This is a genomic window from Thermocrispum agreste DSM 44070 (genome assembly GCF_000427905.1).
Classification (GTDB): Bacteria; Actinomycetota; Actinomycetes; order Mycobacteriales; family Pseudonocardiaceae; genus Thermocrispum; species Thermocrispum agreste.
Map to the genome: position 1 here is coordinate 460,071 of NZ_ATYX01000005.1, position 11,222 is coordinate 471,292.

An 11,222-nucleotide genomic window follows, 5' to 3' on the forward strand; every position below is an offset into this window, starting at 1 on the left:
CGACTGCCGCTGCTGCGGCCTACTTGCCGCCCAGCTGCTCGTGGAGCCAGTCCACCTGGAGACGGAGCAGGTTCTCCGCGACGTCCTCGTCCGCTGGGGTCATGTGCGTGGTCGCCACCAAGGGAACGAACTCGTGCGGCTTGCCCGCCTTGAGCAGCGCCTGGGACAGCCGGAGCGCATGCGCCACGAAGACGTTGTCGTCGGCCATGCCGTGCACGATCATCAGCGGCCTGCTCAGGTTCGGCGCGTCGTCGATCAACGAGTTGGCCCGGTACGCCTCCGGGTTCTCGTCCGGATGCCCCAGGTAGCGCTCGGTGTAGTGGGTGTCGTACAGCTTCCAGTCGGTCACCGGCGCCCCCGCCACTGCCGCATGGAACACGTCCGGCCTGCGCAGCACGGCCAGCGCAGCCAGGTAGCCGCCGTAGGACCAGCCGCGGATCGCCACCCGCGACAAGTCCAGCTCCGGATGGTCGGCGGCCACCGCCAGCAGCGCGTCCACCTGGTCGTTCAGGCTGACCTCGGCGCAGCGACCCGCGATCTCCTTCTCCCACGCCGGGCCGCGGCCAGGACTTCCCCGGCCGTCGGCCACCAGCACGGCGAATCCCTGGTCGGCCAGCCACTGCGGTGTCAGGAACGCGTTGCGCGTGGCGAGCACCCGCTGCGCGTGCGGACCGCCGTACGGGTCGAGCAGCACCGGAAGCGGGCCGTCGCTCGGCCGATAGCCGGTGGGGAACAGCAAGGCGACGCGGAGCCGCCGCTTTCCGGCCGTCATCATCTTCGGCCTCGGCTCGATGCCGGGATCGGCGGTGTGCACGCCGATCGGCACCGGGTCGTGCCCGTCACGAACCACGCTCACCCGCGGACCGGCGTGATCAAGCGACCATGCGGACAGCACGCACGCCTCGGCGCGCCCCGCCGCCACCGTCACACCGTCGACCGTCGACAGCCGGCGAACGGAGCCCTGGTCGGTGCGGTAGACGTGAATCTGCGTGGGATCGCCGGCGGACGCGGTGAACAGCACCTCGCGCCCGACGTGCACCACCGACCGGACTTGCAGCGACGGATCGGTCACCAGCTCGTCGTCGATCATCAGCCGGTATGCGTCGTCGGAGACGACGACACGCACCAGCCGGCCGTCCTCGGTCCACGCGGGCACTCCGGTGACCAGCTCGACCCAGGCCTCGTCGGTGTCGCTGTACAGCTGCCTGGTCGCGCCGGTTTCCGGGTCCACCGCCAGCACGTCGGTACGGCGTTGATCCCTGGTCTGCACGGTCACCAGCGGCGGGCCGCCCGCCGACCAGTGCACGGCGGCCAGGTACTCCCAGTCCCCCAGGTCGACGTCCACTCTGGACCCGTCCAGGCGGAGGAAGGCCAGCGACACCCGCGCATTGGGCGTGCCCGACGCGGGGTAGGCCATCGAGGTCGGCTGTGTGCCCGGATCGGCCGGGTCGGCGATGTGCCAGCGCTGGACCCCGCTGGTGTCGGTTCGTTGCGCGAGGATGGCGCTGCCGTCCGGGGCCCACCAGTAGCCGCGGGATCGCCGCATTTCCTCGGCCGCGATGAACTCGGCGAGCCCCCAGGTGACGTCGTCGTCCGGCTCGTCGGCCAGCACCGAGTCGGTCCCGGAGGCGAGATCCACGACCCACAGGGCGCCACCCACCACGTACGCGACGTGACTGCCGTCGGGGCTCAGCCGCGGATCGACCGCCGCGCCGTCGACCCGGAGCGACACCTCGCCGGAGGCCAGGTCGACCGTGTAGAGCTTGCCTGCCAGCGAGAACGCGACCGTGGTGTGCCCGGAGTCCACGGCGTAGCGCATGACACCGCCGCCGGTCTCCCGAGCCCGCTCGCGCCGGGCCCGTTCCTCGGGCGGCAGGTCCTCCTCCCCCGGCAGCAACGCGTTCGCGTCGACCAGAACGGACTCGGTGCCGGTGGTCAGGTCCAGCGACCACAAGCTGTGCTTCTTGTCGTACCCGTCGGCACTGCGCAGGAACAGCACGCGCGAGGCGTCCGGTGAGATCGCGAACTCCCTCGGCGCACCGAGGGTGAAGCGTTGGGTACGGGCCAGCTTGCGGAGAAACGGCAGGTCTTGCCGGTCAGTCGTCACACCACTCGTCACACCGTGCACTGTGCCACGCCCGGTCCCGCCACCCGGCACCGCATCACACGATGCAACGAATCGATTGCCGAGGTGGTCAACTGTGCAACAAACAACCGCAATGAGCAACGTTGTGCGGATGATTGCCGCACATATGCTGCCTTAACCTGGCGGTATGACCACGACGGTTCCCACTTCCCCCAGCCTGACTCGCCCCGCCGTGACCAGCCGCGACTTCATCGCGGCCGACGAGCGATGGTCGACCCACAACTACCACCCGTTGCCGGTCGTGATCGCCGAGGGCGAAGGCGCGTGGGTCACCGATGTGGACGGCAAACGGTACCTGGACTTCCTGGCCGGCTACTCGGCGCTGAACTTCGGCCACCGGCACCCCGAGCTGATCGCGGCCGCCACCCGGCAGCTGAACCGGGTCACCCTCACCTCCAGGGCGTTCCACCACGACCAGCTGGGCGCGTTCTGCCAGGAGCTGGCCGAGCTCACCGGCACCGAGATGGTGCTGCCGATGAACTCCGGCGCCGAGGCGGTCGAGTCCGCCATCAAGGTCGCCCGCAAGTGGGCGTACCGGGTCAAGGGCGTGCCGCAGGGCAAGGCGGACATCGTCGTCGCCGGTGCCAACTTCCACGGCCGGACCACCACGATCGTGTCGTTCTCCGACGACGAGACCGCGCGAGCCGACTACGGCCCCTACACGCCGGGCTTCACCATCGTGCCCTACGGCGACGCCGAAGCGCTCCGGAAAGCGATCACCGAGCACACCGCCGCGGTCCTGCTGGAGCCGATCCAGGGCGAGGCAGGCGTGATCGTGCCACCGGCGGGCTACCTGGCCGCCGTCCGGCGGCTGTGCGACGAGCACGGCGCGCTGCTGATCGCCGACGAGATCCAGTCCGGCCTGGCCCGCACCGGAAAGGTGCTGGCGCTGGACCACGAGAACGTGCGCGCCGACCTGTACACGCTGGGCAAGGCCCTGGGCGGCGGGATCGTGCCGGTGTCGGCGGTCGTCGGCAGCCGAGACGTGCTCGGCGTGCTGCGTCCCGGTGAGCACGGGTCGACGTTCGGCGGCAACCCGCTGGCGTGCGCGGTCGGCCGCGCCGTCGTGCGGCTGCTGCGCACCGGCGAGTTCCAGCAGCGGTCCGCCGAACTCGGCAAGCACCTGCACGACCGGCTGACCGAGCTGGTCGGCAACGGGCTGACCGCGGTGCGTGGCCGTGGCCTGTGGGCCGGGGTGGACATCGACGGCATGACCGGGCGCGAAGCCTGCGAGCGGCTGGCCGGCCGTGGCGTGCTGTGCAAGGAGACGCACGGCGCCACGCTGCGCATCGCTCCCCCGCTGGTCATCACCCGCGAGGAGCTGGACCAGGGCCTGGACGCCCTGGCCGCGGTGGTCGGCCGCTGACACCGAAGGCCCTATCCTCCCGGTGTGCTGATCATCGGGCCGCTGGCGCTGCTTGCCGCCCTGGCGCTGGGACTGGCGCGGCGGCGGCCGTGGCCGATCGACGTCGCCTGGCAGCGGGACGCGGCGCTGTGGTTCGACGGGCAGCCCGAGGTGCTCGGTCACCTCGTGCTGCCCTCCGAGCCGGTGGTCCTGGTGCCCGTCGTCGTGGTCGTGGTGGTGCTGTGCATGCTCGGCCGCGACCGTCCTGCCGCGCTGCTCGCGGCCACGGCACCGCTCGTTGCGGTGCTGTCGACCACCGCGGTGCTCAAACCGGTGTTCCGGGCGCTGTCCGCGGGCACGCTGGAGTACCCCAGCGGGCACACCGCGAGCCTGGCGGCCGTGTGCGCGCTTTTGGTGCTGTTGACCCGGCCGGGGGTGGCCAGGGCGGTCAGCGCAGGCGTCGGGATGGTGCTCGTCGTCGCGGCCGGGATCGGCATGGTGGCGGCCGGCTACCACTACCCGTTCGACATCGTCGGCGGCTGCGCCGTCGGCGTGGGCGTCGTGGTGATCGGCCACGTCACTCGGCGGCGTCTCGCGCCAACGCCGTCAACCGGCTGATGGCACGCAGGTACTTCTTGCGGTAGCCGCCCGCGAGCATGTCCTCGGGGAAGATCTTGCTGACGTCCTGGCCGCTGACCGCGACCGGGATGGCGCGGTCGTAGAGCCGGTCGGCGAGCGCGACCAGCCGCAGCGCGATGGCCTGGTCGTCCACCGGGCGCACCCCTTGCACGAACACCGCGGACACCCCGTCCACCAGGTGCCCGTAGCGGGCCGGATGCACGGCCGCCAGGTGCTCGCACAACTTGCCGAACTCGTCCAGGGTCGCGCCGGGGCGCGCGTTGGCCGCCGCGACGAGTTCGTCGTCGGACATCGGCTCGGGCGGCTCCGGCAGGCCGCGGTGCCGGTAGTCCGGCCCGTCCACCCGGATCACCTCGAACCGCGCGGCCAGCGAGTGGATCTCGCGCAGGAAGTCCTCCGCGGCGAAGCGGCCTTCGCCGAGTTTGTCCGGCAGCGTGTTCGACGTGGCCGCCACGGCCACCCCGGTGTCCATCAGCTCGGACAGCAGCCGGGTCATCAGCATGGTGTCGCCCGGGTCGTCCAGCTCGAACTCGTCGACGGCGAGCAAGGTGTACCCGGAGAGCCGTCGCACGGTCTCGGCGAACCCGAGCGCCCCGACCAGATTGGTGATCTCGACGAACGTGCCGTACGCCTTCGGGCCGGGAACCGCGTGCCACAACGAGGCGAGCAGGTGGGTCTTGCCGACCCCGAACCCGCCGTCGAAGTACCGGCCCTTGCTCGGCTGCGGCCCGCCCTTCCGCCCGCCGAACAGGCTGCGCCAGCGGGACTTCCGCCCGCCCCCGCCTGCGCCGATCTGCTCGGCGAACGCCCGCGCGGCAGCCACCGCGGCCGCCTGGGTCGGCTCGGCCGGGTTGGGCACGTAGGTGTCGAAGCGCACCGCGTCGAACCGAGGCGGTGGCACCAGCCCCGCGACCAGCTCCGCTGGTTCGACCTCGGGGAAGCGATCGACGAGGGACGCCGGCATGGATCACACCCTACTTGGCCGGACGCCCCGTCCCCGGAGTCAGCCGGGCCGGATGTGATGAACTGGGCATCGTGTACGCGCTGTGGCCGACCGACGGTGAGCCCACCGCAGTGACCGACGCCGACCTGGAACGCCTCTACGACTATCCGCCGGAGCTGACCGAGCCCTGGGTGCAGGCGAACATGGTCAGCTCGGCCGACGGGGCGGCCGCGGTCGACGGCCGGTCCGCGGGCTTGTCGCATCCCGCCGACAAGCGGGTGTTCGCCCTTGGCCGGGACCTGGCCGACGTGGTGCTGGTCGGAGCGGGAACGGCACAGGCGGAGCGCTACGCCGGGATCAAACCCCGGGAACTGCGCACGTCCCGGCGCCAGGCACGGGGGCTGTCGCCGCTGCCGCCGATCGCGGTGGTGACCAACCGCTGCTCGCTGTCCCCGCAGTCCCCGCTGCTGACCGACACCATGGTGCCCCCGATCGTGCTGACCTGCGCCGCCGCGCCGGCCGAGCGCCGCGACGGACTGGCCGACGCGGGGGCGGACGTCGTCGTCGTGGGCGAGGACAGCGTCGACCTCCCATCCGCGGTGCGGGCCCTCGGCGACCGTGGGCTCTACCGGATCGACTGCGAAGGCGGCCCGCGGCTGCTCGGCGCCATGGTCGCCGCGGACCTCGTCGACCAGCTCTGCCTGACCGTGTCGCCGCTGCTGGCGGGAGCCGGCGCGGAGCGCATCGTGAGCGGCCCGGCCATGACCGGCCCGCCGCGTTCGCTGCGGCTGGCCTCGGTGCTGACCGCGGACGGCTTCCTGATGCTGCGCTACCGGCGTGCTTGACCGGAGTCTCACCGGGCGCTGCGCACACTGGGGGTGGTGAGCCGAAGGGAGTGGTGGTGAGGGTTTCCCGGCGCACGCGCATCACCGGCGCGCTGACCAGCGCACTGGCCGCGCTGCTTACCGCCGGATGCACCGTCGGCCCGTCCGAACGCCCCGCCGTGCTGATCCAGGACACCCCCGGCGAGGACACCGCATCCGACGAGCAGGGCCCCGCCCCGCTGCCACCGCTGGGTGCCCCGCCACCGAACGCCATCGGGTGGCGGGACTGGCCGGAGTGCCTGCCGAGCGTCACCGACCGCCTGCCGCCCGCCGCACGCGGCCTGACCGTGGAATGCTCCACCGTCGTGGGCCCGTCGCTGGACCACCGCGGCCCCGAGCACGAGGTGGCGCTCATGCGCGTCGGCAAGGGTGATCTCGGCCGGCGGGTGCCGGTGGTGGTCGTCGGCGACGTGGACGGCCCGCCAGGCAGCGAGCTGGCGGCCGAGCTGGCTGGCCGGCTGCCCGACCGCCTGCTGCAGCAGGTGGCCCTGGTCGGCGTCGATCGCCGCGGCACCGGCCGGTCGAACCCGATCGACTGCATCCCCCGCTACGCCCGGCACGGCCTGCTCGGGCTCGACCCGGACAGCTCCGACCCGGAGCCGCTGGTGGAGGCGGTCCGCAAGTCCGGTCAGGAATGCTCGATCGCGCTGGGCAACGAGCAAACCGTCTACGACGCCAGGCACACCGCCGAGGACCTGGAGGAAGTGCGCCGGACGGTCGGCGTGCCGAAGCTGCACGCCATCGCTCGCGGTGAGGGTTCCCGGGTGCTCATCGCCTATGCCAACGCCCACCCGCAGTCCGTCGGCCGGTTCGTCTTCGACGGGACACCGGACCCGGCAACGGATGCCACCGCCACGCTGGCCGACCTCGCCGCCGCCGCGGAAGCGACGTTGCGCGCCTTCGGCGACGACTGCGCGAGCCGTTCGGACTGCCCGCTCGGGTCGGACCCGTCGTCGGCGCTGGCCAAGGCCGTCGACCGGGCACGACACGACCCGGCCGAGGTGGACGGCATCCAGGTCGGGCCGGCGATGGTGCTGTACGCGGCCTGGCTCGGGCTGCGCGATCCGGATGGCTGGCCGCACCTGGCCAGGGCCATCGACGACGCCGCCGACGGGAGCCCGGCCCGGCTGGTCCGGCTGGTGCGGCCCGTGCTGGAGCCCTCCGGCGAGGCGCCACCGACGATCGATGCCACGTTGACCACCATCTGCAACGACACCACGACCCGGCTGCCGACCGAGCGGATCGTGCAGCTGGCCGCGTCGTGGCGGGAGAAGTACCCCACGTTCGGCGGGCTGATCGCGCAGCGGCTGCTGTGGTGCAGCCAATGGCCGGTCCCGACCGAGAAACCGCCCGGCTTGCACACCCCGGGCATCCCGCCCACCCTGCTGATCGCCACCGCGGCGGATCCGGTCACCCCGGAGAAGGGCACCTCGCGTACCGCCGACCAGCTGGCCGGGGCGCGCAAGGTCTCCTGGGAGGGTGCCGGCCACGGGGCGATCGGCCGGTCGGACTGCGTGACCAAGAACGTCACCGACTTCCTGCTCGACGGCAAGGTCCCGAACAGCAACGTCGTGTGCCCGGCGTGACGGCAGGCGCCACCAGTGTCCACGGCAGCAGCCGGAACGCGTCCGGTTCGTCCGCTTGATCGCGATGCGTCGTCACCCTCCCGTCGGCCTGGCCCGGGCCGCGTGCTTGATCGCTACCATGCGCTCTCGTGTCCGCACGAGGAGCCGATACCCCAGCCCAGGCCGAGCGCCCGCGGGAGATCACCCCCGCCGAACTCGGTTTCACTCCGCAACCCGCAGTGCGGTGGCTGGCACCCGGGGTCCTGGTGGCCACCGGCGTCAAGGCGCTGCTGGCCACGATCTTCGGTGCCTACGCCGACAAGCGGGAACTGCAAGGCAGCCTGCCCGCCCGCGTCTACCGGCACGGGGACGACGAGACCGGGGAGGTGTGGTTCGACTTCGTCGCCGACCTCGGCGACGGGTTCAACGCGACCTACACTGTCGCGAGCCTGCTCGCCGCCGACGAGCTCGACGTTCCCTCGGCAGGCAAACTCCCCCGCGGCGAGATGCTGATCATGGGCGGAGACCAGGTGTACCCGGCCGCGTCCGTGACCGCGTACCGGAACCGCACCAAGGGCGTCTACGCCGCAGCGCTGCCGCACGTGGACGGCAAGCGCCCGACCCTGTACGCGCTGCCCGGCAACCACGACTGGTACGACGGCCTGACCGCGTTTCTTCGCGTGTTCGCCCAGGGCAGGCCGTTCGGCGGCTGGGACACCGCGCAGACCCGCAGCTACTTCGCCATCCAGCTGCCCCAGCGGTGGTGGCTGTTCGCGCTGGACACACAGTTCGACGACCACATCGACGCGCCGCAGCTGGCGTACTTCACCGAGGCCGCCAAGCAGCTGCGGGAAGGCGACTCGGTAATCCTGTGCACGCCGTCCCCGTCGTGGGTCGACGCGCACACGTCCCGCGGAGCGGAGGCCTGGGACACCATCGAGTACTTCGACACGACCATCGTGCGGCCCGCCGGGGCGACCATCCGGGTCATGCTGTCCGGGGACAAGCATCACTACTCCCGGTACGCCGAGCGTGGCGGCGGCAGGCAGGAGGTCACCTGCGGCCTGGGCGGCGGCTACCTCACCACCACCGACGAGCTGCCGGAGTCGGTGGTGCTGCCGCCACCGACCACGCGGATCAGGGCGGCGGGGCCGAGCACCCGGTACGATCTGGCCGCCCGGTATCCGGAGAAGCGCCAGTCCCGGCGCTTCGCCGCAGGCATCCTGCGACTGCCGTTCCGCAACCCCGGGTTCTGGGGTGTCGCCGGCATCATCCAGTCGCTGATCGTGCTGGCCGTGCTGTACGGGCTGGCCGGACCGTTCGGCGACCGGCCGCGCGGGTTCTTCGCCCTGGTGGCCAGCTGGACACCCGCCGTGCTGCTCGCCGTCCTGGTCGTCGTCGGCTGGGTCGCCTTCGCCCGGCTCGATCTGCGCACGTCGCGACTACGCGGAACCGTCTTCGGCGTCGCTCACGCCGCGGTCCATCTCGGGCTGAGCCTGGCGTGGGGCCTGCTGATCACCGAGCTGTACCGCGACGTCATCCCGGACGACGTGCTGAGCAACTGGGTGTCGTTCGTCGTCATCCTGGTCGGCCTGCCCACCGTGCTCGGCCTGGTGCACAGCGAGGTCGTCGCGGTGTATTTGATGATCGCCAGCCGGTTCGGCATCAACCTCAACGAGCTGATGGCCGGCCAGAGCATCGAGGATCACAAAGGCTTCCTGCGCATGCACATCGCCGCCGACGGCACGCTGCGCATCTACCCGATCAAGGTGGAAAAGGTGTGCAGGCGGTGGGTGGCCGACCCGGACGGCGCGCCGGGGGACCCGCTGCTGCGGCCACACGGCGTCCAGCTGCGCCCGCAGCTGATCGAGGACCCCGTGGTGGTGACGCCCCGCGACGAGCCGAACCGGTAGGCCGCCCGGCCGGGGAGGCCGACACGCTGCCACCGCCACGCCCCGGGGTCAGTACACTCGAAGCGTCGTCGGGGGGCACCAATCGCCTGCACGTCTCGTCGTCGCGCCAAGGAGAATTCGCCATCGAAGCCGGGCAACTTGTCGCTGGGTACTACCGACTCGTCGAATACATCGGCGCCGGTGCCATGGGCGTGGTCTGGCGCGCCATCGACGAGCGTCTGGAGCGTCCGGTAGCGGTCAAGCGGGTGATCGGCCAGCACGGCATGTCGCCCGCCGACCGGGCCGAGCTGCACGCGCGGGCCATGCGCGAAGCCAAGAACGCCGCCCGCCTGCAGCACCCGAACGCCATCATGGTGTTCGACATCACCGAGCACGAGGGCGACCCGTGCCTGGTGATGGAGTACCTGGAGTCCAAGAGCCTGGCGCAGCTGATCACCGAGCGCGGCACCCTCCCGGTGCCGGAGGTCGCGCGCATCGGCGAGCAGGTGGCCCGCGCACTGCACGCCGCACACAAGGCGGGCATCGTGCACCGCGACGTCAAGCCGGGCAACATCCTGATCGACGACTCCGGGGTGGCCAAGCTCACCGACTTCGGTATCTCCCGTGCCCAGGGCGACATGACGCTGACCGCCACCGGGCTGGTCGGCGGTACCCCGGCCTACCTGGCCCCCGAGCTGGCCCGTGGCGCGGACCCGGCACCCGCGTCGGACGTGTTCGCGCTGGGTGCGACGCTCTATCACGCGATCGAGGGCCACTGCCCGTACGGCGACAACCCGAACCAGCTGGCGTTGCTGCACACCGCGGCCAGCGGCAAGATCCAGCCCCCGATGCAGGCGGGCAAGGCCACCGCGCTGCTGATGTCCATGCTGCGGCCGGAAGCCGCCGAGCGCATCACGATGGCGGAGGCGGCCCGCCGCCTTGCCCAGGTGGCCTCCAGCGTCGGCGCGCCGGAGGCGCCGCCCGCCACCATGCCCGCGCTGCCGCCCGCTCCCCCACCGAGTCACCGCGACAACGCAAGCCCCAGCCAGCGCACCGGTGGTGACCAGCACCCCGGCACGGCCGTGTTCCCGGCGGCAGGCCCGCACCGCCCGCCCGCCACGCAGCCGAAGCGCCCGGACAAGGGCGGGAAGGGCGGCCGATCGAAGTCCGGCAGGCTGGCCGTGCTCGTCGCCGCGGCACTGCTCGTGGTGGCGGCCGTCGTGGCCGGGTTCGTGTTCTGGCTGGACGGCAACGGCCAGCAGGCGCAGGGTGACAAGCCCCCGGCCAGCAGCCAGACGTCGCAGCCCGCGCCGTCGTCGAGCCAGCCCAAGCAGGGCGGCCACGACGCCTCCGGCGGCCCGATCGGTTTCTCCGAGGCGGGCAACCTGGTGGTGGACTTCTACACGTTCCCTGCAGGCATGGCCAAGTCGTGGCAGATGCTCAGCGAGGAGGCCAAGCAGGAGTACGGCAGCGAAGCGAAGTTCCGGAAGTACTGGTCGCAGTACGACCAGGTGTGGTCCAACAACGCCAGGGGCGAGCAGAACCCCGACGGTTCGGTGACGATCTCCATCGACGTCACCTATCTGAACGACGGCACCGAGATGACCACGAAGCGCAAGGTCCGGGTGATCCGGCAGGGCAACCAGCTGCGCGTGGACTCGGGCACCCGGTGACCGGTCGCGCACGATCCGGCAGCCGGCCCACGTGAGCGGCCCCCCACACCCAACCGGCACACACCAGACCAGCAGCCCGCCCACACGAGCAGCCCCCACACCCAACCGGCACACACCAGACCAGCAGCCCGCCCA

Annotated in this window: 8 protein-coding genes; 6 read left to right on the forward strand and 2 right to left on the reverse strand. The window is 71.8% G+C overall.

The genetic code is table 11. The features are described from left to right. Window positions 1-19 precede the first annotated feature (19 nt). Complete coding sequence (locus tag YWY_RS0102135) at window positions 20-2,119, reverse strand: S9 family peptidase (protein WP_028846271.1); 2,100 nt, start codon at window positions 2,117-2,119, stop codon at window positions 20-22. Between the two features lie 154 nt (window positions 2,120-2,273). Here YWY_RS0102135 and rocD point away from each other — a divergent pair, with 154 nt between their 5' ends. Further along, window positions 2,274-3,512: an ornithine--oxo-acid transaminase gene (gene rocD / locus YWY_RS0102140; RefSeq protein WP_038044240.1), complete on the forward strand. Its 1,239-nt coding sequence runs from the start codon at window positions 2,274-2,276 to the stop codon at window positions 3,510-3,512. A 24-nt stretch (window positions 3,513-3,536) separates the two neighbouring features. Then, entirely contained in the window at window positions 3,537-4,109 is a 573-nt protein-coding gene (locus tag YWY_RS19805; protein WP_051309509.1) for a phosphatase PAP2 family protein, read from the forward strand. Here YWY_RS19805 and zapE read toward each other — a convergent pair. After that, window positions 4,069-5,094 (reverse strand): cell division protein ZapE, encoded by a 1,026-nt coding sequence (gene zapE, locus YWY_RS0102150; protein ID WP_028846273.1) that lies wholly within the window; start codon window positions 5,092-5,094, stop codon window positions 4,069-4,071. The genes YWY_RS19805 and zapE overlap by 41 nt on opposite strands. A 62-nt stretch (window positions 5,095-5,156) precedes the next feature. Between zapE and YWY_RS0102155 the strand changes: the two genes are divergently transcribed. The 4 genes from YWY_RS0102155 to YWY_RS0102170 all read left to right on the forward strand — a co-directional run bounded on the left by YWY_RS0102155 (window position 5,157) and on the right by YWY_RS0102170 (window position 11,087). Then, the gene (locus tag YWY_RS0102155) at window positions 5,157-5,918 is read left to right on the forward strand and encodes a pyrimidine reductase family protein (protein ID WP_028846274.1); all 762 of its coding nucleotides are present in this window, start codon (window positions 5,157-5,159) and stop codon (window positions 5,916-5,918) included. Between the two features lie 56 nt (window positions 5,919-5,974). Further along, the gene (locus YWY_RS0102160; RefSeq protein ID WP_038044325.1) at window positions 5,975-7,543 is read left to right on the forward strand and encodes an alpha/beta hydrolase; all 1,569 of its coding nucleotides are present in this window, start codon (window positions 5,975-5,977) and stop codon (window positions 7,541-7,543) included. 128 nt (window positions 7,544-7,671) lie between these two features. After that, window positions 7,672-9,435 carry a metallophosphoesterase family protein gene (locus YWY_RS19810; RefSeq protein ID WP_038044241.1) on the forward strand — a complete coding sequence of 588 codons (1,764 nt, stop codon included), beginning with the start codon at window positions 7,672-7,674 and terminating at the stop codon, window positions 9,433-9,435. A gap of 122 nt (window positions 9,436-9,557) precedes the next feature. After that, a complete protein-coding gene (locus tag YWY_RS0102170) occupies window positions 9,558-11,087 on the forward strand; it encodes a serine/threonine-protein kinase (RefSeq protein ID WP_156899071.1) in 1,530 nt (509 codons plus the stop codon). The last annotated feature ends 135 nt before the right edge of the window (window positions 11,088-11,222 follow it).